This is a genomic window from Zunongwangia profunda SM-A87 (genome assembly GCF_000023465.1).
In the GTDB taxonomy this organism is placed as follows: Bacteria; Bacteroidota; Bacteroidia; order Flavobacteriales; family Flavobacteriaceae; genus Zunongwangia; species Zunongwangia profunda.
Genome location: NC_014041.1, coordinates 2,278,968 through 2,301,733, shown reverse-complemented (window position 1 = coordinate 2,301,733; position 22,766 = coordinate 2,278,968). Strand labels below are relative to the sequence as shown.

The window sequence follows — 22,766 nt, the reverse complement described above, 5'->3', positions numbered from 1 at the left end:
TTATTTATGATTTTTTAGTTATGCTTTCTTCAACAAACTGGCTTAACTCTTTATAAGCTGCCATTTGTTTCTCAAATTCGCCTACCATCTCTGGTTGTGGATTATATTCAGCCTCAAAATCACTACCTAAAGTTTTGCTGGCCGTAATTACATCATCGTAAAGACCTGCTGCCACAGCCGCATATACCGCTGAACCTAAAGCGGGTGCCTCATCTGATGCCGCAATTTTTATCGGCATATTTAAGGTGTTGGCCAGGGTTTGCATGATATAAGCAGATTTTCTTGCCACTCCTCCTATACCTATTATCGTTTTAATCTCTACTCCTTCTTCCTTAAAACGATCTACAATTTCTTTAGCACCAAAACATATAGCATTCACCAAGGCTTTAAAAATATGCGGAGCTTTACTTCCTAAAGAAAGATTACTTATCGCACTTTTTAATTCCTGGTTAGCATCTGGCGTACGTCGCCCGTTGATCCAATCCAAAGCCACAGGTATACTTTCATTAAGCTCTAATGCTTCAGCTTCAGCAGATAATTCAGCAATAAACTTTTTATCTACTTCTGCTTTTAGCGCTTCAATTTGATCTACTGAAAGAACTTCTGAATTATAAACCAAGTGATTTAATGGCCAGGAAAGTACATTTTTAAACCAGGCCAATACATCTCCAAAAGCCGATTGTCCTGCTTCTAAACCAATCATACCCGGAATAACCGATCCATCTACCTGGCCGCAAATTCCTCGAACCGTCTTATCGCCTACTACCTTGTAAGGTGAAACAATGATATCACAGGTTGAGGTTCCCATTACACGAACCAAAGCATGCTCTTCAACTTTAGCACCAACGGCTCCTGAATGCGCATCGAAAGTTCCTACGGCAATAACTGTATCTTCAGAAAGACCTAATTTTTTAGCCCATTCTTTACTGATGTTACCGGCAACTTCATCTGAAGTGTGGGTTTCAGTATATAATTTGGATCGCAAATCAGCACAATAAGGATGTAATTTCCCTAGAAATTCTTCTGAGGGTAAACCGCCCCAGCTTTCGTGCCACATAGCTTTATGACCTGCACCGCACCGACTTCTTTTAAAAGAAGCTAAATCGGTATTTTCAATAAGAAGATAGGTCATCATATCGCAATGTTCCATCCAGGAGTAAGCGGCATTTTTCACCGCTTCATCCTCACGCACGATATGAGTTATTTTTGCCCAAAACCACTCGGAAGAGTATATTCCTCCTTCGTATTTTGTGTAATTTTCACCGCCCCATGTTTCAGCTAATTCGTTAATTTCGTTAGCTTCTTTTATTGCGGTATGATCTTTCCATAATACCATCATGGCATTTGGGTTATCGGTAAATCCATCTACCAGTGCTAAAGGGGTTCCATCTTTGGTAACCGGTACGGGTGAAGAACCGGTAGTATCTATACAAATACCTTTTACAGCCTCTCCCTTAACCCCGCTTTTTGCGATGACTCCTTTTATCGTTTTCTCTAAACCTTCAATATGATCAAGAGGATGTTGTCGAAATCGATTTAGGGTAGCATCACAGTAAAGCTGTTTTTTCCAGCGAGGATACCAAAATGTATCTGAAGCAAGCTCCTTTCCATTATTGGTATCTACCAGCACAGCTCTTACTGAATCGGTCCCATAATCAAGTCCTATTACATATGTTTCCATGTATTTTCACTTTTGGTATGAAACAAATATATAAATTAGTTTTTATTAAGTGTAACGAAAACACTTATGATTTTAAGATTTCTTTAATTTTATAATGTTTACTGAATTTGGGGCCAATTCAACAGTTCTATGGTTTTTAATTTTTACTTCATTTTCTACCGGAACAATTGTTTTCGGATTTTCAAAAGAATTATAAGCTTTGATATCATCACCAGAAAGGCTAATCCAATCTGCCTTACTTTTAAATTTACTTCCAGAGATATTAAGTTGTACTTGTTTGTTTTCCGCACTGGTATTCACCAATTTTAAAATAATTTCTCCTTTACCTGAATCTATAGCAGCGGTAGCATATATTTCTTCCTGACCGATAAGTTTATTTCCATTACTACTTACCTTCAATACATCAGTTCCTCTGTTATTGGCAAATAACTTTTGCACGTAATAATTTACCGTACCATGTGACGACAAGTTATCAAACCAAATTAAATCGGGAGCCCATTGCCAGGCATCTTTATGAGCCATAAGTGGCGCATAAGAAGTGAGATAAACTACATCTGCATTACGTTCTAATCCCGTCATAAACGCGGCTTCAGCAACTGCGGCTTCCAGATTATTTTCTTTAGGACCATCTTCAGCTTTTGGATGTGCCGCATATTCACCTGCAAAAACTTTGGGCCCATTACGATCGTAATCGTCATAGCGATCGGCATTTTCTTTAAACCACTGTGGTGATTTATAATAATGCTCATCTACCAGTTCGGCATCTAATTTTTTAAGTTCTTCCCATCCATAGTCAAAATATTCTCCATCTGGAGAAGGACCACTTCCTGAAACGATGATCATATCTGGATATTTTTCTTTAATCGCCTTAGCGAAGACTTTATACCTATCGATATATTCCTGCCCCCATTGCTCGTTTCCTACACCTATAAATTTTAAATTAAAAGGTTCTGGATGTCCCATATCTGTACGTACTTTTCCCCATTTAGAAGAAGTGTCACCATTCGCAAATTCTATTAAATCTAAAGCATCCTGCACATAAGGATCTAAGCTTTCCATAGGAGCTAACTCTCCTGTATTATACTGGCAGGCAATACCACAACTTAGAATAGGTAATGGTTCGGCTCCTAAATCTTCTGAAAGTTGAAAATATTCAAAAAAACCAAGTCCGAAACTCTGAAAATAATCTGGTGTAAGTTTATGCGAAAATTCGGTATTCCAACGGTTTACCAGCATTTCACGATCTTCTACTGCTCCTACCGTTTTTTTCCATTGGTAGCGCTTTTCCAATGTTCTTCCCTCTACGATACATCCTCCTGGAAATCGTAAGAATCCTGGTTGTAGATCGGCTAATAATTGTACTAAATCTTTACGTAAACCGTTTTTTCGGCCTTTCCAGGTATCTTCAGGAAACATAGAAATCATATCCATATCTATACTTCCTTTACCAGAAAAAGTTATTCTTAATGTCGCTTTTTCTGCTGATTTTGAAGGGGAGATTATAGTTTCAAAGGTGGTCCAGTCATTTCCTTTGGGAGCAATAGAAGCTTCTCCAAAAACAGCTCCGTTTTCATCTAAAAGCTCAAATTTTATCGCTGAAATTCCGTTGACATTTCCTGTCATTACTGAAATTCGATAATTTTCGCCTTTTTTTATTCCCATTCCTCGAAAGCCTTCATTGATGATTTCGTAACCGGAAGCATCATTAATCTCAAACCTGGCATAATTTTCATTCCCAGAACTATCCGTATAATTTATGATTTTTGCTATGCCAGAATTTTTATTTAGAGAATGACGGTTACTATTAGGTTCCTGCCATCCCATTTTAGGAGAGTCAAACTCAAAAGAACGGTTTTTTACAAGCTCGGCATATAATCCGCCATCGGCAGCAAAATTAATATCCTCAAAAAATATCCCGTACATAGTGGGTTGAATTTCGGCTATACTCTTAGAAGCATCTACATTAATAGGCGTTTGTGCAAAGGCACTAGCTCCAAGAGCCAAAGCTGCTGCTATACCTAAATTTTTCATTCTATTCATATTTTTCATTTTGTTTGAGTTCTATTCTAATATTAATTCTATTGGCCAATTATCTTTCCAATGCAACTCTTTGATCTTAAGTTTAGGTTTGGCGCCATCTTCGGCATCATAGGCATGGAAAAACATATAGTCTTTTCCATCAAAAGTATAAACACTATTATGACCGGCACCGTACCATTTTTCATTCCCTTCAAGCACCAGTGTTCCACCGCCATTAACTAAAGATTTTCCTGTTTTATCTAGAAAAGGTCCTTTTACCGATTTAGAGCGACCAACCACAACTTTATAGGTGCTGTTTTCTCCGCGACAACATAAATCCCAAGAAATGAACAGGTAGTACCAATCCTGTTTTCGAAAAATAAAGGGAGCTTCTAAAGCTGCATCTCCGGGATTTTTATCCGGAATTTTGAATGAGCGCTCTCTTCTGGCAATTGTTTCCCATTCCTGCGGTACTGCAATAGATTTTAAATCGGAACTTAATTTCACCAATTTCAATCCCTCCCAAAACGAACCAAAACTTAACCAGGGTGTTCCTTCTTCATCAAAAATAAGATTAGGATCGATAGCATTCCATAAATCACGGTTAGGGATAGATTCAATAACAATCCCCTGATCTTCCCATTTATAATCAGGACTATCTACATCTAAAGTTTTATTTATTGCAAGACCAATCGCCGAGGTATTTTTAGCAAACGCGGAAACCGAGTAGTACAAATAAAATGAACCTTCAAATTCAGTAATATCAGGTGCCCATATATGATTTCCGAAATTGGGTACAACGCTATCTGTCCATTCCGGTTTTTTAGAAAAAACGGGCGCCTCACGCTTCCATTCTTCTAAATCTTCCGAGGAAAACATCGCTATTCCTCTACCTGTACAGAATAAATAATATTTTCCATTGGACTTAATAGCAACCGGATCATGAACAATAACCTCATCGGTAGGTGTTGATTCTTGTTGTGCTAAACAGATAATAGAAGCATTCAGAAAAATAAATACCATTAAATATTTAAAAGCTTTCATTATTCCTGAATTCCTTCTGAAGTCATAATCACGCGCTTTAATGTATGATCATCATTATAGTACAAACGATCGATACATACCGATCTTCTATAGCTACCACCATGAGTTGGAATGCTTCCATTATGATAAATAAAGTACCATTTATCTTTAAATTCGATAATTGACTGATGATTGGTATTAGAATTTCCGGCGACTTCATTTAAAATTCCTTTATATTCCCATGGGCCTTCGATTGATTTACTCATGGCATAAGCAATTTTTTCTGGAAATTTATATGCAAATGAAAGGTAATACCAATCGCCTTTTTTATGAATCCAGGGCGCTTCAGTAAAATGTGGTAGATCTATCGTTTGAATTTCACCTTCAAATTCGACCATATTATCCTTTAATTTCACCCAATACAGCTGGGTATTTCCCCAATATAAATAAGCCTGCCCATCTTTGGTAATCCAAACAGTTGGATCTATGTCATCCCACCAAATATCTGTATATTCTGTAGTCATATCGTTAGTAATAATCGCACTACCACGCGCATCTTTAAAAGGACCAGTTGGCGAATCAGATACTGCCACGCCAATTGCTTTTCCCGGATGACTATCATCGTGTTCTACAGTAACATACCAATAGAATTTCCCGTCTTTTTCAATAACCTGAGCTGCCCAGGCAGCCCCTTTAGCCCATTCAAAATCGGTTGGCTTTAGCGGAACCGGATGTTCTTTCCAATTCACCATATCGGCAGAGCTGTATACCAGCCACTCGTGCATTTCGTATTGATCTCTATCATTTGGAGCCTGATCGTGACCTGCATAGATATAAACCGAGTCCTGATACACCAACGCTGCGGGATCTGCGGTATATTTATCGGTTATAATCGGATTGTTAAAGCGCCCCTCTTGTGCTCTTATCACTCCCGAAATAGCCAATAAAGCGCCAAAACATACTACTTTTATAATTTTTATCATTGCTTTTTCATTAATCTAACGCCATAGATTCCGGCAGTTCTGGAATCTGGTTCGGCTTCAAAACGTATGCTTAGAGTTTCATTTTTTTGTTCTACTATTTTCTTTGGCAATTCATAGTCTTTGGTAAAAAATTCAGGGCTGCGATCTCCCTTTAACTCTTCATTTGCAATCGTCATCTCATTTACCATAATTTTAAATTTACGGTTGCCATCTAAACCAAAATACGTTATTCTTATACGGGCAGCTTTGTTTTCTTCATTGTTCAGCTCATAACTAAACCAGCCGGTAGCATCTCTCCAATGACGATCCTGGTTTACGCCAGCATTCGAATTTTCAGTCTTGATAAAATGATCAGATTCCGGTTGCTGCTCCCCCGGACTTACATAATCGATAGTTACTGCTTCCAACTTACGTTCAGCAACTTCTTGTTCTTTTCTTTTTTGCTGAATAGCTGCAAGACTTTCCGGTGATTCTACCGGCAGGTAAATGACATATCTGGAATCGTGAACCTTATAAAAAGGTTCGAACTCTAAATCCTTAAATTCTGAAGGGTATAAAACCGATTTTGCTGAAAAACGAAGGTCTTTTTTAGAGTCTATCTGAACCTTAGAAGCCAGATCATCCAGATTCTCTAAAAGAAAAATTGGAGTTTCTGAAAGCGGAATCTTTTTACCCTCGGCAATATGACCTCCCCTACTGGTATCTGCAAATAAACCTTTTAAGTCCTCTTTTCCAGTTTTGGCTGCCAGCACAAGTGGTCCATATTTCAAAGATTCATAGTCTGATCCATCGGGTAATCTCTCCGAAGTGATATTCATGGGTAATCGCATTGAAATTTGATCATCATCTTCCCATTTTCTAGTAATAGAAATATAAGAACCCGGTTTTTTATCGAATTTCACCTTTTTATCATTTACCTGAACATCAAAACCTTCTCCTGCCCACGAGGGGTAACGAAAATTTATAGTTAATTTTTGTGGTTTCTGGGTTTCAATTTTAAAAGAAGCTGTTTCAGCATTCGGAAAATCAGTTTCCTGGATTAGTTTAAAGTTTTTATCCTCCCAGTTCACTTCTGAAGGAATAAAAAGATTTACATATAACGCATCATCACTATGCGCGTAGATCATTTCGTTGTACTTGCCGTGATTTTCTAAACCAGAGCCTACACAACACCACATGCTGGTTTCTGGCTGTGAATATACACGGTAATGGCCTGGCCGCATAGGTGTGAAATAAACAAATCCGCCTTCAGGATGCTGAGAAGAAAGGATGTGATTATATAAGCCCTGTTCGTAAAAATCTATATATTTTTCTTCTGGATTCGCCAAAAACAACTTTTCACTTAGCTTTAGCATATTATACGTATTACAGGTTTCTGGTCCCTGCACACTATTTATCATACTCGAAAAATCATCGGCGGGATGAAAATGTTCTCTAACACTATTTCCCCCGATAGAAACGGTTCTATTATTCACTACATTTTCCCAGAAGTAAGTAGCTGCATTATGGTAGTCTTTATTTTGATCTAAAGCGGCAATGGTTTCATAACCAATCACTTTTGGAATTTGCGTATTGGCATGCATCCCGTTTAAAATATCTTTTTCATGTTCTAAGGGATCAAGGACTTGTTTTTGAGTAAAGGCATAGGCTAAATCTAAATACTTTTTATCACCGGTCATTTTATAAACATCAGCAAAAGTTTCGTTTAATCCGCCATGTTCTGATTTCAGCATTTCCTGAATTTGCGCTTCAGAAAGGTTGGCGGTAATATCGATCATCCAATCGGTTAAATCGATAAGCATTTGCTTTGCCTCCTCATTACCAGCAATAAGATAAGCATCCCGTAAACCCGCATAAGTTTTATGAATATTATAAAGCGGTACCCAACCGCCGTTAAGGCTAAATCCGCCCGCGTTTATTTTCCCTTCTGAAATTTCTTTCCATATTCGTTCACTATCAGGAATTCCGCCTACATATCCATTTCCATTGGCATCCTGCGCTTTTTTTAGTTCGCCAATCATATAATTTAATCGCTGTAAAGCCTCATCACTGCCTGCTGAAGCATACATTTGGGCAAGCGCCGTTAGATAGTGCCCTCCAATATGACCGTCTAAGCCTGTATTTTCCCAATTAGGGTAACTTTCTGCTTTTGGTTGTAAACCAGCTTCTCTTAAAAAAGGGGCAAGTAAACGATCGGGTTCCATTTGCAAGATATAATCCAAATCGGTATACATGGCTTCTTCAAATAAACCTGTATGAAGCTTAACATCCTTAAGATTAAAGAGAGATAATTGATTTTGTTGCGCAAAGGAAGGGATACTAAGAATTGCGATTCCTGTAACTAATACTGTTTTTTTGAAACTTGGAATTCTAATATTCATATCATAACAGTTAATAGACTAATTTTTTATTTGATCACCCAGGTACCATATGGAAGAATGATAAAAATTTGCTCAATAAAATCTTTTAAAAAATATCATCACTAGGGCATTTTTGCTATAATGATGAATAAAATTGGGCTAATTAAAAATGTCTTCTTTTCAACTCTTTTTCTGGATAATTAACATTGTATCACGACAAACATTATATTTTAATGATATTAAATAATAACAAGCTTGTCCCAAAGTTGTTTACTTACTTTCCAACACCACTACAGAAAAAGGAGGTAAGGTCATCTTTAATCTTCCTTTTTTGAATTTAAAATCTTTAAATTCTGATGGCGTAATTTTTTCAGGGTCATCAAAAGTATTATGATCCTGAAGTGTTTCTGAAACTAAAATTTCTGCATTAAAACCATCAAGATCAAATCCTGAAAGATCAAACTCCACTTCGTTTTCATTTTCAGCATCAATATTTACAGCTGAAATATGTAGTACACCTATACTGTCTTTAGAGGCTGATATAGAAACTGCGGGTAAAGATTCTCCTTCAAAAGTATACTCTGGAGCATCAAATTCTACTGGCAATAATTGTGCATCCTGATGAACTTTATACATTTCCATTACGTGATATGTTGGTGTAAGGATCATCTTAGCTCCATCGGTTAAAGCTACTGCCTGTAATACATTTACCGTCTGAGCCAAATTCGCCATTTTAACACGCTTACTGTGATTATTAAAAATATTTAAGGAAACACCGGCGATCATAGCATCGCGCATGGTATTTTGCTGATATAAAAATCCGGGATTTGTACCTTCCTGAACATCGTACCATCCACCCCACTCGTCTACGATAAGTTCGATTTCTCCTTTAGGGTCATATTTATCCATAATTTCACTATGCTTTGTCACCAACTCTTCCATCTTTAAAGCTGTTTGCATCGTTGAAAAATATTGCGCTTCATTAAAATCTACAGCATCTCCTTTGTCTCCCCACTCTACAAAAGAATAGGAATGTAGCGCCACGCCTTCAATTAAATGATGAGGCACATCGCGCATTATAACTTCTGTCCAATGGTAATCATCTACATTAGCGCCAGATGCAATTCGGTATAATCCGGTTTCATTATCCCAATTGGTCATAAATGTTGCGTATTGGCGATAAAGATTTGCATAATATTCCGGTGTCATATTACCCCCACAACCCCACATTTCATTACCAACACCCCAATATTTAACGCCCCATGGCTTTTCTCTTCCATATTCTCTACGAAGATTGGCCATTGGGCTTTCACCACTATGATTTACATACTGAATCCAGTCTGCAAATTCTTGAACCGTTCCGCTGCCTATATTAGCCGCCAGGTAGGGCTCTGCACCAAGAACCTCACACAGGTTTAGGAAATTATGTGTACCAAAACTGTTATCTTCTGTAACTCCTCCCCACCATTGATTTACAATCGTTGGGCGGTCTTCTTGAGGCCCTATACCGTCTTTCCAGTGATAGGTATCTGCAAAGCAACCGCCAGGCCACCTAAGTATAGGGATTTGAAGGTTTTTCAAAGCCTCAATCAAATCGTTACGCACACCATCTGTATTGGGAATCTCACTATCTTCACCAACGTACAATCCACCATAAATACAACGTCCTAAATGCTCAGCAAAATGACCATAGATGTTCCGGTTGATTACAGGAGCATCTACATCATTACTAATAACTACTGAAGTCTGCGCCTGCAAAGTAGAAAAAGAGAGCACTAAAAAAAGTAATGGAAAACGGAATAGGTTGATTTTTTTCATATTATCTAAATCAAGTTGTTTATTTGAATTTGAAATTTACCAGACTTAAAGTTTTATTGGGATAGCATTCAATTTTTCCCACCATCCGAAAACCATTTCGAATTACTACCAAAATTTTGAATCCTCTACTAAAATTAAACCCTAATCATTATAAGTGTAAATATCACATTTCCAAATTTAATTAAAGTTTGATGAAAAAACCAAATATTATTTTAGATATTTTTAACGAAATACAATCAAATAAATGAATTTCATAATTCTATAGTAGTCTAAATGAGCTCTAAGTAGGTTTCCTAGTATTTTTATGAATTTTTCCATTACTTTCGACATGCGTATCGATTATGATTTACTTTTAAATTATCCTAAATTGCCCATTTTAAATTTTATCAATGATTCATAGTTATAGTTCTGAAGATAAAGTACTACTTGCCGTAGACTGTATCATTTTTGGTTTCGATGAAGAAGAACTTAAAATTTTACTGATTAAAAGAGACTTTAAACCAGAACGTGGTAAGTGGTCGCTAATGGGAGGTTTTTTAAAAAAGGATGAGAATCTGGACCAGGCTGCTAATAGAATTTTACATCACCTAACCGGAATCAACAATGTATATTTAGAGCAACTTTATAATTTTAGTAAAGTAGACCGGGATCCTGTAGAGCGTACGCTATCGGTATCTTATTTTGCTTTAATTAATAGTGCAGAACATAATACCGAATTAACCGAAAATTATTCTGCCAAATGGTTTACGTTATCTGAAGCACCTTCCTTAATTTTTGACCATGGCAAAATGGTAAAACATGCTATTAGTAGATTACGTTACCGCGCATCTAACGGACCTATAGGATTTGAATTGCTTCCAGAGAAATTTACTATGAGACAACTACAAAAGTTGTACGAAGCTATTTTAGGTGAAAAACTGGATAAACGTAATTTTATAAATAAGATCAACTCCTTAGATATTTTAGTGAAATTGGATGAAAAAGATATGAGTTCTTCCCGCAAAGGAAGTTTTCTTTACAAATTCGATCAGCAAAAATATAAACGTAAAATAGATGATGGCTTTTCGTTTAAATTATAATTAAAAAGCCGACTAAATTAAATTTAGTCGGCTTTTTAATTATAAAACGTTTAATAAAATTAATCTTTTTATTATCCTAATGTAATTGTTTTAGTAATCGTACGGTCTCCTACTGTTAAAGCGATCATGTATTTTCCAGCCGGTACTTCAGAGAAATCGAATGTTTTCTTTACTACAAGATCATTATTTGTAGAAGTAGTCATTAAATTACCATCTACATCATAAACTCTAAAAGTAGCGTTCTCGTAACCTGGGTTAGTAAAAGAAACCATAACCTTATCTTCTAAAGTCTTATAAAAAGGCTTAAAGAATATTTTTGAAGAGGCCTTATTAACCGTAACTCCATTATTATCTTTACTAATTACCGTAGTAACAATACTATCATCTTTCTCAAAGTTTAAGAAATATGTTCCTTTTGGAATACTATGAAGATCTAAAGCTTTTTTATAAGAAGATTCCATAAGTGTATCTTTAAATAGCACCTCTCCACTCATATCAGTTAAAATTAAACTAGATCCTTCCTGAGTATTTTCTAAACTTACAACTAACTGCTCTTTTTTAACTTTAACTTCTATATCCTTAGCATTCACAGTATTTCCTAATACTAATGCCAAAACCAAAACTGTTACTTTCAATAGATTTTTCATGATTTTCGGTGTTTTTGTTAAATTACTGATTATCCGTCAACAAATATAAAGCAAAACCTAAGCGCAGATTAATAGATAATGAACTAAAATATGTGTTATTTTAACCGAAAATATTATCGTAAAAGGTTAATTTTGTACTGTATAAATTTTTGGGGTAATTTTAAACATAATAAAACATTCATAATTTGCTACCCCATTTCGGCTAAAACGTTATCGATATGATAAAATCACAAAAAGCAGTTTTTGAAAAGGTTGAACCTCAATTTGGTAGTTCGTTCAGATATCAGACTTTTGATCATTCAACCCCAAATAAAAACAACAATTTTTGGCATTATCACCCAGAAATAGAATTGGTTTATATCAGTAGTGGCTCGGGAAAAAGACAAATTGGAAGCCATGTTTCTTATTATCGCCAGGGTGATCTTATACTTATTGGTTCTAATTTACCCCATTGCGGTTTTACCAGTACATTAAATAGATACGAAAGAGAAACTGTTATACAGATTCATCCCGACTTTTTAGGTAAGACCTTTTTTAATATTCCAGAAACTAAAAATATTGTCACTCTCTTGGAAACAGCCAAAAAAGGAATTGTTTTTCATGGTGAGGATAAAAGATATATTGGTGAAAAGATTGAAGAAATTAAACACCGATCTCCATTTGGACGTTTAATTGCACTACTCGAGATTTTTAAACATTTGGAAGAGGCCAGGAATTATACCATACTTAATGCCCATGGCTTTGTCCTGGAAACCGAGTTGCAGGATAACAATCGTATTAACCAGATCTTTAATTTTGTAAAAGAAGAATTTAAACGATCGATTGCTTTGGAAGAAGTTGCTGAACTTACCAGCATGACGGTTCCTGCTTTTTGCAGATTCTTTAAAAAAATTACAGGGAAAACATTTACACAATTTGTAAATGAATATCGACTTACACACGCCGCAAAGCTTTTACACGAAGCACAAATAAGCATTACCGATATTTGCTTTGAATGCGGCTTTAATAATTTTAGTCATTTTAATAAGCAGTTTAAAAAGTTTACTGGCAAATCACCTTCTAAATACCGCAATGAGCTTCGAGTGAATATCTCATAAAAAAAGTCCGTTTTTGCAAACGGACTTATATATTTTTGAAAGTTCAGTATAGTTGAAACCTAGAATGAGATATTGACTTTTTGATTACTCGTGCATAAACTTTTGTTTTGCGAGTAACTCTTCTTCAGTTTCAACATGATCTTCATCAGGAACACAACAATCTACCGGGCATACTGCCGCACATTGTGGTTCTTCATGAAAACCTTTACATTCTGTACATTTATCTGGTACAATATAGTAATACTCATCACTTACCGGCTCTTGGGCTTCTTCAGCATTAGCCTCTGTACCCGATGGTAATACGATATCGCCAGAAAGTTCTGTACCATCTGCATATCGCCAGTCATCAGCTCCCTCATAAATTGCTGTATTTGGGCATTCTGGTTCACAAGCGCCGCAGTTTATACATTCATCTGTTATAATGATTGCCATAGCTGTTTTTTTAATTTATAAAAATAAGGCGATTCTTCTCTTTTACTTCCAGTTTTAGGAAATTTTATAGTTTTTCCAGTCAGGAAGTTTTAATTTCGCTGTTACAAATTTAACGTGAAGGCTTTTCATAACCAAATTAGGAATGACAATAAAAGAACGTATTTCATATTTTTCAAAATTAGGCGATTTTCTTAAGAATTTTAATACTGAAAATGATGTAGCGCTAAATCTTTCTGAAATCGATAAAAAATATTTCGACGAATTGGAATACAAAATCAATTCGGCCGTACATTATAATGGTTGGTTTACCAGAAACAATATCTTATTTGCTTTAAAACAATGGAGCGAAGCCTTAACCGAAGAAAATCTGGAAACCTGGCTAAAAACCTACACGATTAAAGAGGACATCACTCCAAAAACCGTTGCCATCATCATGGCTGGAAATATTCCTTTAGTAGGTTTTCATGATTTTTTGAGTGTTTTAATCTCTGGGCATAATGTTTTAATTAAGCCTTCAGATAACGACAAGCAGCTTTTACCTGTTTTATGTAATTATTTAGCGGAATTAAATAGTGAATTCGAATCTAAAATTTCTTTTACTCAGGAAAGATTAGAGAATTTTGATGCCGTCATTGCTACGGGAAGCAATAATACTGCGCGTTATTTTGAATATTATTTTAAAAATAAACCGAATATTATTCGCAAAAACCGAAACTCGGTGGCTATTATTCGTGGAGATGAAACCGAAAGCGAATTGAAGGCTTTGGCAGAGGATATTTTTAGATATTACGGACTTGGTTGCCGCAATGTATCCAAGTTATTTCTACCTAAAAATTACGATTTTGATCATTTTTATAAAGGAATTTATCACTGGAACGATATTATTAACCAAAATAAATACGCCAATAACTATGATTACAACAAAGCCGTGTATCTTATGAGTGAATTCAATATTCTGGATAACGGTTTTTTAATGCTTAAAGAGGATGAAGGTTATGGCTCACCAATTTCTGTATTATTCTATGAGTTCTATGAAAATAAAGATCAACTTCAACAACAATTAGAAGAAAAAGCAGGGCAATTACAATGTGTGGTACGAAAAGAAATTTCGGCAAAAAATGAAGTGAAATTTGGCGAAACTCAGCATCCAAAACTTTGGGACTATGCCGATGGTGTAGATACGATGGAATTTTTGATCAATTTAAACTAATAAATTCTTCGCTGTTTCAACAAATTTTGACATGTAAGTTCAGAATTTACGACCTACAGCAAAGAAAAGCTCCATTTAAGAGCGCAATCCTAAATACAATATGAAAAAACATAATTTTAGTGCAGGACCATGTATTTTGCCACAGGAAGTTTTCGAAAAAGCTTCTGCAGCAATAATGGACTTTAATAACACTGGCCTTTCAATTCTTGAGATTTCTCATCGTAGTGAAGCTTTTGTTTCGGTAATCGAAGAGGCTCGCGCTCTGGTTTTGGAACTTCTAGGTCTTCAGGATAAAGGTTATCAGGCCTTATTTTTACATGGCGGCGCCAGTATGCAATTTTTAATGGTTGCCTACAATTTACTTGAGAAAAAAGCGGCATATACCAATACCGGTACATGGAGTAGTAAAGCGATTAAAGAAGCAAAATTGTTTGGCGAAGTAGTTGAAGTTGCTTCTTCTAAAGATAAAAACTTTAATTATATTCCCAAAGATTATATAATCCCGACGGATACTGATTATTTTCATTGTACCAGTAACAATACCATTTATGGGACACAAATGAAATCTTTCCCTAAAACTCAGGTACCGTTGGTATGTGATATGAGTAGTGACATTTTATCAAGAACCCTGGATTTTAGTCAGTTTGATTTGATCTACGCAGGCGCACAAAAAAACATGGGGCCTGCAGGGGTAACCCTGGTCGTGGTAAAAGAAGAGATTTTAGGCAAAGTAGCACGACAAATTCCATCGATGATGAATTACCAGGTGCATATCGAGAAAGATAGTATGTTTAATACCCCATCTGTTTTTGCTGTCTACACTTCTTTGCTAAACTTGCAATGGCTTAAAAAGTTAGGTGGAATTGCAGGGATCGAAGACAAGAATACTAAAAAAGCAGCATTACTTTATGATGAAATAGATCGCAATCCTCTATTTAAAGGCTTTGCTGAAAAAGAAGACCGATCGATCATGAACCCCACTTTTAATCTTGCTGAAGGAGCTGATAAAACTACTTTCGATAAACTTTGGAAAGAAGCGAATATCAACGGAATCAACGGCCATAGAAGTGTAGGAGGTTATCGCGCTTCCATGTATAATGCGATGCCTATAGAAAGTGTACAGGTATTAGTGGATGTCATGCAACATTTCGAAAAAATTTCATAATTCAGAAAAATAAAAATCAATGAATATTTTAGTTACCGATGGCCTTTCACAAGCCGCAGTTTCCCAATTAACCGAGGCCGGCTTTAATGTTTTATCTGTGAAGGTTGCCCAATCTCAGCTAAAAGAATATATCAACGCCAAAAACATTGAAGGAATCATTTCCCGTAATACCTTTATCGAAGATGAAGTAATTACGAATGCTCCTCAATTAAAATTCATTGGCATAATCGGTGATCAAAAAGTAATCAATTCGGTTTCCAATGCCGAGAAAAATGGCATTCAATTCATCACAGCTCCTTTAGCCGCTACACGTTCTGTAGCCGAACTTGTTTTCGCTCATATTCTTGGTGGTAGTCGTTTCCTACACCATTCCAACCGAAATATGCCGCTAGAAGGTGATATGAACTTTAAAGATCTAAGAAACTTCTATTCAGGAGGCATCGAACTTCACGGCAAAACCCTTGGTATTATTGGTTTTGGTAAAATTGGCCAGGAAGTAGCAAAAATTGCCCTTGGTTTTGGTATGAAAGTTATTGCCACAGATCCTAAGGTAGCCGGAGCAAATCTTCAGATGAGTATTCAGGATCAAAATGTAGAAATTGGTCTTAAAACAATATCCTTAGAAGAGGTTTTAGAAAATTCTGATATTATTTGTTTAAGTGTTACGCAACAGAAAAAACCGATCATAAATACTAAAGAGATCGCTTTAATGAAGCCAAACGCCGGGATCGTTAATATCTCTAATGGGAATGCGATCGATGAAGAAGCGCTGATTGAAGCTCTGGAAGATGCAAAAATAAAATTTGCTGGCTTAGATACATACGATAATGAGCCTACACCGGCTATTAAATTATTGATGAACGAGCGCATATCTTTAACTCCACATATTGGTGGTCTAACTGGCGCCGCTACAGACCGATCAGGAGAAGTCATTGCCAAAGAAATAATAGCTAGATTTCACGGCAAATCTGGTATGGATTTCTTTAAATAATTCCCGTAAACCTTAATACTCCTAAATTTCTTTCTAATCCCAATCCCAGCTATTTTTATAAGTCAGGGTTGGGATTAGAAAGAATATAAGCTTTCGTTGCAGGCTATACTTTACTTCCTGTCCTATTTTGGATTATAATAAAGCTTTAACAATACGCCCGACTTTTATTGATTAACTTCGGTATACTGTACCAATCGCTTCAAAAAGATTTTTACAAAATTCTCATTAAACTAACTATGCTAAATCTATAGTTAGTTACAAAAAATTAGTATTATGGCATCAATATTAGACATTCTAAATACCAATTTAGGCAAAGAACTTATCAATAAAGCCTCTAATAAAACAGGGGTTTCATCAAATAATGTGTCTTCGGTTTTAGGAATGGTACTTCCTTTAATTTTGGGTAACTTTAAAAATAAAATTCAGGAAGGATATAGTGAAGCCCTTAATGAAATGTTGGAAGAAGCTCCAAATCCTTTTAAATTCATGACGGTATTTTCTCAAAAGGAAACCAAAGAGCTTATACAATGCGGTCATGACTATAGTGAAATGATTCTGGGAGAAAACTTCAGCAGCGTAATTAACACTATAAGTGATTCTTTAAATGTAGATAAAGAAGCAGTACAGGAAATAACAACCATTTCGATTCCTCTAGTTATCGCCATTTTAAGCATCCAAAAGAAAAAAGAAAATATTAATAAAGATAAAGATATAGAAGATCTTATTGATAGTGCTTTAGGCAGTTCCTCAAAATATAACAATTCGTTTTTTGATACTATTTTCAACATAAAAAATGATCCGAACTTTATTCCCGAAGCTTCAGAAATGGTAATTGGTAAAAAGAATAAGAAAGACAGTATTTTAAAAGGTTATACCGGTGGTAAATAATTTACTTTTTACTTAATTTGCCAAAATAAATACCTTATTAAGGAATTTGAGACTGCAAATGAAAATGCCTCCAAATACCAATAACTATCAGGAAACAATGAGAACATCAAAAACTTTCTGTCCAAGGATTTTTTCAGGGATTTAAACATTTAAAAATCAAATTTCAACCTAAACTCATTTGTGTGAAAAATATACTTTACATCCTGCTGATGTTGCTGTTTGTTTACAGCTGTGGATTAACTAAAAATAGTGGTAGAGGTGATAGAAATACCAGCGCTGAAAACGATACGGTTAGAATCGCAAATGATAGCCTGGAATACGAAATCATTATCATTGAACCAGGTTTTAACTTGTTTATTAATAGTATAGCGAGACCTCAAGGGTATTATTCCCAAACCTATCTTGAAAACAAAAATCGTATTTTAGTTAATGATTATAATAACCGCGTTCGCCAGCCAATGCGCTATAATAATAATCTTTATGTACAGGAGATAAATTATGATCCACAGATAGATTATGGCTACGAAGTAAATTATTTATTATATTATTATTTTGTCTATCTAAGCAGGCAGTATAATCAACGGTTTACGGTACCAACACGTATTTAAAGCATTATAGCTTTAAAACTTCATTCCTTTTAATATCTTTGCAACATGGAGAAATTAAAAGAACGTTGGGGATTAACCACTAATCGTCAGTTAGTTGTAATCCTACTTGTTTTCGCTATTACGGGGTCCACAGCTGCAAAATTAGCAGCTCCGGTAACCACTTTTCTAGGAATAACCCCGCAACATGAATGGTATATTTATTGGCCTGCCAGAATTTTATTTTTATTTCCTATATATCAGATATTGTTAATATTAATTGGCTGGATTTTTGGGCAATTTCAATTTTTCTGGACATTTGAAAAAAAAATGCTTACTCGACTGGGATTGGGCAAATTCTTTAGAGATTAAATGAAAAAAACGCTTAAAAATATATTATTTGTTTTCGCGGCGTTTATCATCGTATTTCCTGCAATTGCTAATTTTGCACATGTCTTTAGTGGTCACCATCACGGACTTTGTGATAATTATGCCAAGCAGCATATTCACCATCCGGATTTAGATTGTAACCTTCATAAATTTCATCAAAGCCCTGCATTAAATCTCGAAATTTTAAATTTTGAGCCTATTGTTCTTAATACACAGGCTAAACATCTTTTCAGCTTTTACGAATTTTTAAGTGATTATCAATCTCGGTTATTCGAACTTAGAGGTCCCCCCTCAATGGTAGCATAATCAATACAATTCCCCTTTCCTGTAGATAAGAGCAAAGGAAAGTTTCATTTATGATCGTCCGTATTATATCTTAAAATTTATAATCTTTCTACTTTTAGAGCTATTTATGGCTAAGGATTTAATAGCCGTAAATAACAGTTAAAATAGAATGCGACTATATATTAGTAGTGCTTACGGATATTCCATATTTCATTTAATCGTTTAAAATCCCAAAAAATGAGAAAAATACTCATTACCATACTCCTTCTAGCAGTATCCAATGTGATATTTGCACAAAATCAATTTAGTGGAACTGTAAAAAATCAGGAAACCGGAGAAGCTGTTTTTAGTGCAAGTGTTTATTTTCCAAAACTAGAAAAGGGCAGTACAACAGATATAGATGGTCATTTCACTATCAAAAATTTACCTGCTGGGAATTACAAATTAATAGTTTCTTCTATAGGCTTTACCTCATACTCAAAAGACGTAAGCATTCCCGCATCAGAGATTCAGCTGGTATTAAAACCTTCAGCAGTAGAAATGGAAGAAGTTATTGTTTCAACTCCTTTTCACCAGTTGCAAAGCGAAAATGTAATGCGTGTGGAACGGGAAAGTGTTTCCGAATTAAACAAAAAAGGAGCTGTTACATTAGCTGATGGAATTTCACAAATTGCAGGAGTAGAAAATTTAAGTACCGGTGTTGGGATTGGAAAACCTGTAATTCGTGGATTAAGTTCTAACCGAGTGCTTACTTATACCCAGGGCGTTCGAATGGAAAACCAGCAGTTTGGTGGTGAACATGGATTGGGTATCAGCTCTAAAGGAATTGGAAGTGTAGAAGTTATTAAAGGTCCCGCTTCCCTACTCTATGGTAGCGACGCTATTGGTGGTGTTCTTTATCTGAATCCTGAGCAATATGCTTCAGCCGGCGAAACCAAGGCTGAATTTAATGGAGATTATTTCAGTAATACTTTGGGGTATCAGGCCAGTGCGATGGCAAAAACTTCAGGAGAAAAATTAAAATTTATCGCACGCGGAAGTTTGGCTGAACATTCAGATTACAAGACGGGCGACGGGCAAAGAGTAACAAACACAAGATTTAATGAAAAAGATCTAAAAACAGGAATTGCTTATCAAAACGAAAAGTTTAAATCTGATCTTCGTTATAATTTTAACCGGAGCGAACTTGGTATACCTGAAGAAATTGGTACTCAAACCACTTCTAAGACACTGGTCTTACCCTACCAGCAAATTGATAATCATATTTTAAGTGCTGATAATACGGTTTATTTTGCGAACTCTAGCTTGAATGCCAAATTTGGATATCAGTTTAATAACCGAAAAGAATTTGAAGATCATCACCACCATGAGGAAGAAGATGGCGAGGAACATGATCATGATGAAGAAGATGATCACGGGCATGAAGGTGAACATAGTGAAGAAGGAGAAGACTTGCATCCTGCTTTAGATATGGAGTTGGAAACCTTCAATTACAATATCAAGTATAATCTACCAAAATTAGGTAAATTTGAAACTATTGCTGGTATACAAGGTATGTGGCAGGATAACCGCAATACAGGAGAAGAGATTTTGATTCCTGATGCTAAAACAGTGGATTTTGGAGTTTTTGCAACCACACATCTGCACTTAAGCCTTTGGGATTTTCAGGCAGGTTTACGTTACGACACCCGTACTATTGATAGCGAAATGCATGGTCAAGAAGGAGAATCTGGATACATGCAAGCCGTAGATCGTTCTTTTAATAGCATAAATGGAGCTTTTGGGGCTAAATATCAATTTTCTAAGAATTTGAATGTCAGGTTAAATTTAGCGAGTGGATTTAGGGCTCCTAATTTGGCAGAACTTACCAGTAATGGTGCTCACCATGGTGCCAATCGGTACGAAGTTGGAAATCCCGAACTTGATAATGAACAAAACTTCCAGGTGGATTTCTCATTAGAGTGGAGAAATGAGCATTTTGAAGCTTTTGCAAATGCTTTTCATAATACCATTAATGATTATATTTATTTAACACCTACTGGAGAAACTATCAACGAAAATCCTGTTTACGATTATATCCAGGACGATGCCAAGCTATATGGCGGTGAAATCGGAATGCATATTCACCCACATCCATGGGATTGGATGCATATTGAAAGTAGTTTTGAAACCGTTACTGGAAAAAGAGATGATGACACCTATCTGCCATTAATACCTGCTAACAGCATCACCAACACTTTTAGAATTGAATTTAATCAAGGAAAATTTATCCAAAACAAGTATGCTTTTATCAGACTTAAAAATGTTTTTGATAAAGAAAATACCAGTGCATTTGAAACCAGAACTGGCGGGTACTCTCTCCTTGGCGCAGGATTTGGTGGTCGCGTTCAATTAGCAGAATCTGAAGTACAGATTTCTGTAAACGGAAATAATCTTTTAAACAAAAATTATATTGCTCATTTATCAAGATTAAAGACCGATGGAATTGCTAATATTGGCCAAAACTTCATGGTTTCCTTACAGTGGTTTTTGTAAACATTGAATTTTTGAGTTGCATCCAATAAAGAAATTTTATTATATCATCTTTACTATTTAAATAGTAAATAATTTTTGGTAATTGTCTTACGAAACAATATACAGCTATCCTTGATTTAAGGACAAATAATAAATTTTACTGTTACCTTAGGCTATTGGGATATTGATGTTATAATAGTATCAATATCCCGATAACATATAAAAATATTCTTTAGAAAAATAGATTGAAAAACTAATCAATCATTACTATAATTTACATCTAATAATTGTTAGGATTCCACCTATCAATAGTTTTAGTTATAGAATCAAGAAATGCTCTTAAGGTTTGACGATTTCTTATGAATGTCATTTCCGATAATCAATGGCTTTTGATTCCAAAAACTGAATGTAGATACTATATCAAAAAGACCCAAAAAACTATCTAATTATTGATATTCTTTGGATTTATCTCTTTGATTTCTTTTCGGTATTGTATTAAGGATAAAGAAATTGGTATAAAATGATATAATTTAGAACGTATAATATAATGACAGATATGAACTTGCTACGTAATAATTTGCATTTTCTATCTCAGGTGCAATGTCATCTCTTTTTTCAAAATTAAATTGCAGCCCTAGTCTAAATTTTTCTAAAAATATATAACGTAGTTCCAGATTCATGGCTAAATTTAAAAATTGGTCTGATTCAATAGTACCACTGCTATATTCTCTATTTACCATACCAAGATCCCCTCCGGCAAGTGCCTGAATTTTATCGTTTAAAAATAGAGTATAAATATATCCACCAACTCCATACTGTTGATAACCTACATCATTAAATCGCTCATAATACGCATAAAACTCTATAGGAACAAATAAAAGTTCATCACTACCATAACCTGCTTTAAGCAATAAATCTAATCCATTTGTTGTAAAGTCAGCAACTTCATTATTTATCCATTTTTCAGTTGGAATAGGATCTGCCCCGGCAGAAACAAAGAAGTAAGAATCATAATTCTTTCTTTTTGAACCTAAATCATAACATTGCGCAAAAGCTTGAAAGCTAAAAAGGAGAACGATTAGTAAAAATTTAATTTTCAATTTTAGAAGTATTTATTTTTAATTTGGAACTTAAACAATTTCGGCAGAATCTACTTCATTACCCTCCCTTAATAGTTTAGTTTCCGCAGATAAATTAGTTTCAATCTTATGGACTGTATTCTGCCAATCCATTTCATTAAAAATGGTCACTCCAAGATCTTTAGCTTCTTCTACTACCAACCAATCGGGATTTTTACCGGTAATAAGAAAATTCGTGTCTTCTGCCATTTTATCCTCAACTATAGCATGCTTATTTCTTAGTTCATTCTTGATATTCTCTTCTATATAAGCATCTAATTCACCATCAAAAACAACTTTTTTCCCCTCAAAACCATTCTCAATCTCACTATCAGCTTTGGTGTCTTTCTCCATAGTATGGCTAATATCTTCAGGAGAATTAAAAAAATGATTCCAGGTAAGATAAATAATCCCGAGAAAAACCAGGATATAGGCGGTTATGATAATTTGTAAAGTCATGGTTAGCGTGCAGTTAGTTAGAA

General features: G+C 35.3%; 20 protein-coding genes. 10 read left to right on the top strand and 10 right to left on the bottom strand.

Features of this window, described 5'->3' with window-relative positions; translation table 11 throughout:
* Positions 1 to 4: 4 nt before the first annotated feature.
* From ZPR_RS10195 to ZPR_RS10170, 6 genes are all read right to left on the bottom strand, one after another.
* Positions 5 to 1,681 (bottom strand): ribulokinase, encoded by a 1,677-nt coding sequence (locus ZPR_RS10195; protein WP_041578831.1) that lies wholly within the window; start codon positions 1,679 to 1,681, stop codon positions 5 to 7.
* 72 nt (positions 1,682 to 1,753) lie between these two features.
* Entirely contained in the window at positions 1,754 to 3,730 is a 1,977-nt protein-coding gene (locus ZPR_RS10190; protein WP_013071573.1) for an alpha-L-arabinofuranosidase C-terminal domain-containing protein, read from the bottom strand.
* 12 nt (positions 3,731 to 3,742) lie between these two features.
* Positions 3,743 to 4,744, bottom strand: a complete 1,002-nt coding sequence (locus tag ZPR_RS10185; protein WP_013071572.1) for an arabinan endo-1,5-alpha-L-arabinosidase — start codon at positions 4,742 to 4,744, stop codon at positions 3,743 to 3,745.
* Entirely contained in the window at positions 4,744 to 5,706 is a 963-nt protein-coding gene (locus ZPR_RS10180) for a glycoside hydrolase family 43 protein (RefSeq protein ID WP_013071571.1), read from the bottom strand. The genes ZPR_RS10185 and ZPR_RS10180 overlap by 1 nt, the downstream gene beginning before the upstream one ends.
* Complete coding sequence (locus ZPR_RS10175) at positions 5,703 to 8,087, bottom strand: glycoside hydrolase family 127 protein (RefSeq protein ID WP_013071570.1); 2,385 nt, start codon at positions 8,085 to 8,087, stop codon at positions 5,703 to 5,705. The genes ZPR_RS10180 and ZPR_RS10175 overlap by 4 nt, the downstream gene beginning before the upstream one ends.
* Before the next feature lie 249 nt (positions 8,088 to 8,336).
* Complete coding sequence (locus ZPR_RS10170; protein ID WP_013071569.1) at positions 8,337 to 9,884, bottom strand: alpha-N-arabinofuranosidase; 1,548 nt, start codon at positions 9,882 to 9,884, stop codon at positions 8,337 to 8,339.
* A gap of 389 nt (positions 9,885 to 10,273) precedes the next feature.
* Here ZPR_RS10170 and ZPR_RS10165 point away from each other — a divergent pair, with 389 nt between their 5' ends.
* A complete protein-coding gene (locus ZPR_RS10165; protein WP_013071568.1) occupies positions 10,274 to 10,963 on the top strand; it encodes an NUDIX hydrolase in 690 nt (229 codons plus the stop codon).
* Between the two features lie 71 nt (positions 10,964 to 11,034).
* Here the strand turns inward: ZPR_RS10165 and ZPR_RS10160 are convergent, their stop codons facing one another.
* Complete coding sequence (locus ZPR_RS10160) at positions 11,035 to 11,610, bottom strand: T9SS type A sorting domain-containing protein (RefSeq protein ID WP_013071567.1); 576 nt, start codon at positions 11,608 to 11,610, stop codon at positions 11,035 to 11,037.
* Between the two features lie 218 nt (positions 11,611 to 11,828).
* Here ZPR_RS10160 and ZPR_RS10155 point away from each other — a divergent pair, with 218 nt between their 5' ends.
* Positions 11,829 to 12,707: an AraC family transcriptional regulator gene (locus tag ZPR_RS10155; RefSeq protein ID WP_013071566.1), complete on the top strand. Its 879-nt coding sequence runs from the start codon at positions 11,829 to 11,831 to the stop codon at positions 12,705 to 12,707.
* A gap of 84 nt (positions 12,708 to 12,791) precedes the next feature.
* On the opposite strand, the gene ZPR_RS10150 is transcribed toward ZPR_RS10155, so the two are convergent.
* Complete coding sequence (locus ZPR_RS10150) at positions 12,792 to 13,139, bottom strand: 4Fe-4S dicluster domain-containing protein (protein WP_013071565.1); 348 nt, start codon at positions 13,137 to 13,139, stop codon at positions 12,792 to 12,794.
* A 142-nt stretch (positions 13,140 to 13,281) separates the two neighbouring features.
* On the opposite strand from ZPR_RS10150, the gene ZPR_RS10145 reads away from it, so the two are divergent.
* The 8 genes from ZPR_RS10145 (at position 13,282) to ZPR_RS10110 (ending at position 21,187) form a co-directional block, all read left to right on the top strand.
* Entirely contained in the window at positions 13,282 to 14,349 is a 1,068-nt protein-coding gene (locus ZPR_RS10145; protein ID WP_013071564.1) for an acyl-CoA reductase, read from the top strand.
* Between the two features lie 100 nt (positions 14,350 to 14,449).
* Positions 14,450 to 15,514, top strand: a complete 1,065-nt coding sequence (gene serC / locus ZPR_RS10140) for a 3-phosphoserine/phosphohydroxythreonine transaminase (RefSeq protein WP_013071563.1) — start codon at positions 14,450 to 14,452, stop codon at positions 15,512 to 15,514.
* Between the two features lie 19 nt (positions 15,515 to 15,533).
* Entirely contained in the window at positions 15,534 to 16,505 is a 972-nt protein-coding gene (locus ZPR_RS10135; protein WP_013071562.1) for an NAD(P)-dependent oxidoreductase, read from the top strand.
* A 273-nt stretch (positions 16,506 to 16,778) separates the two neighbouring features.
* Positions 16,779 to 17,393 (top strand): DUF937 domain-containing protein, encoded by a 615-nt coding sequence (locus ZPR_RS10130; protein WP_013071561.1) that lies wholly within the window; start codon positions 16,779 to 16,781, stop codon positions 17,391 to 17,393.
* Between the two features lie 182 nt (positions 17,394 to 17,575).
* A complete protein-coding gene (locus ZPR_RS10125; RefSeq protein WP_013071560.1) occupies positions 17,576 to 18,001 on the top strand; it encodes a DUF6146 family protein in 426 nt (141 codons plus the stop codon).
* A 45-nt stretch (positions 18,002 to 18,046) separates the two neighbouring features.
* Positions 18,047 to 18,349: a DUF6787 family protein gene (locus ZPR_RS10120; protein WP_013071559.1), complete on the top strand. Its 303-nt coding sequence runs from the start codon at positions 18,047 to 18,049 to the stop codon at positions 18,347 to 18,349.
* On the top strand, positions 18,350 to 18,673 hold the full coding sequence (locus ZPR_RS22520) for a hypothetical protein (RefSeq protein WP_013071558.1): 324 nt from the start codon (positions 18,350 to 18,352) through the stop codon (positions 18,671 to 18,673).
* 216 nt (positions 18,674 to 18,889) lie between these two features.
* A complete protein-coding gene (locus ZPR_RS10110) occupies positions 18,890 to 21,187 on the top strand; it encodes a TonB-dependent receptor (protein WP_041578830.1) in 2,298 nt (765 codons plus the stop codon).
* A gap of 509 nt (positions 21,188 to 21,696) precedes the next feature.
* Here ZPR_RS10110 and ZPR_RS10105 read toward each other — a convergent pair.
* Together ZPR_RS10105 and ZPR_RS10100 are read right to left on the bottom strand one after the other, a co-directional pair.
* Positions 21,697 to 22,266 (bottom strand): DUF481 domain-containing protein, encoded by a 570-nt coding sequence (locus ZPR_RS10105; RefSeq protein WP_013071556.1) that lies wholly within the window; start codon positions 22,264 to 22,266, stop codon positions 21,697 to 21,699.
* Positions 22,267 to 22,296: 30 nt separating this feature from the next.
* Positions 22,297 to 22,743, bottom strand: a complete 447-nt coding sequence (locus ZPR_RS10100) for a BRCT domain-containing protein (RefSeq protein WP_013071555.1) — start codon at positions 22,741 to 22,743, stop codon at positions 22,297 to 22,299.
* Positions 22,744 to 22,766 lie beyond the last annotated feature (23 nt).

What these genes read in the sequence shown, in the direction of transcription:
- ZPR_RS10120 (WP_013071559.1), top strand. Translation starts at nt 18,047, where the DNA reads ATGGAGAAATTAAAAGAACGTTGGGGATTAACCACTAATCGTCAGTTA.
- ZPR_RS10150 (WP_013071565.1), bottom strand. Translation starts at nt 13,139, where the DNA reads ATGGCAATCATTATAACAGATGAATGTATAAACTGCGGCGCTTGTGAA.
- ZPR_RS10195 (WP_041578831.1), bottom strand. Translation starts at nt 1,681, where the DNA reads ATGGAAACATATGTAATAGGACTTGATTATGGGACCGATTCAGTAAGA.
- ZPR_RS10110 (WP_041578830.1), top strand. Translation starts at nt 18,890, where the DNA reads ATGAGAAAAATACTCATTACCATACTCCTTCTAGCAGTATCCAATGTG.
- ZPR_RS22520 (WP_013071558.1), top strand. Translation starts at nt 18,350, where the DNA reads ATGAAAAAAACGCTTAAAAATATATTATTTGTTTTCGCGGCGTTTATC.
- ZPR_RS10190 (WP_013071573.1), bottom strand. Translation starts at nt 3,730, where the DNA reads ATGAAAAATATGAATAGAATGAAAAATTTAGGTATAGCAGCAGCTTTG.
- ZPR_RS10135 (WP_013071562.1), top strand. Translation starts at nt 15,534, where the DNA reads ATGAATATTTTAGTTACCGATGGCCTTTCACAAGCCGCAGTTTCCCAA.
- ZPR_RS10145 (WP_013071564.1), top strand. Translation starts at nt 13,282, where the DNA reads ATGACAATAAAAGAACGTATTTCATATTTTTCAAAATTAGGCGATTTT.
- ZPR_RS10155 (WP_013071566.1), top strand. Translation starts at nt 11,829, where the DNA reads ATGATAAAATCACAAAAAGCAGTTTTTGAAAAGGTTGAACCTCAATTT.
- ZPR_RS10100 (WP_013071555.1), bottom strand. Translation starts at nt 22,743, where the DNA reads ATGACTTTACAAATTATCATAACCGCCTATATCCTGGTTTTTCTCGGG.
- ZPR_RS10175 (WP_013071570.1), bottom strand. Translation starts at nt 8,087, where the DNA reads ATGAATATTAGAATTCCAAGTTTCAAAAAAACAGTATTAGTTACAGGA.
- ZPR_RS10170 (WP_013071569.1), bottom strand. Translation starts at nt 9,884, where the DNA reads ATGAAAAAAATCAACCTATTCCGTTTTCCATTACTTTTTTTAGTGCTC.
- serC (WP_013071563.1), top strand. Translation starts at nt 14,450, where the DNA reads ATGAAAAAACATAATTTTAGTGCAGGACCATGTATTTTGCCACAGGAA.
- ZPR_RS10180 (WP_013071571.1), bottom strand. Translation starts at nt 5,706, where the DNA reads ATGATAAAAATTATAAAAGTAGTATGTTTTGGCGCTTTATTGGCTATT.
- ZPR_RS10185 (WP_013071572.1), bottom strand. Translation starts at nt 4,744, where the DNA reads ATGAAAGCTTTTAAATATTTAATGGTATTTATTTTTCTGAATGCTTCT.
- ZPR_RS10130 (WP_013071561.1), top strand. Translation starts at nt 16,779, where the DNA reads ATGGCATCAATATTAGACATTCTAAATACCAATTTAGGCAAAGAACTT.
- ZPR_RS10165 (WP_013071568.1), top strand. Translation starts at nt 10,274, where the DNA reads ATGATTCATAGTTATAGTTCTGAAGATAAAGTACTACTTGCCGTAGAC.
- ZPR_RS10160 (WP_013071567.1), bottom strand. Translation starts at nt 11,610, where the DNA reads ATGAAAAATCTATTGAAAGTAACAGTTTTGGTTTTGGCATTAGTATTA.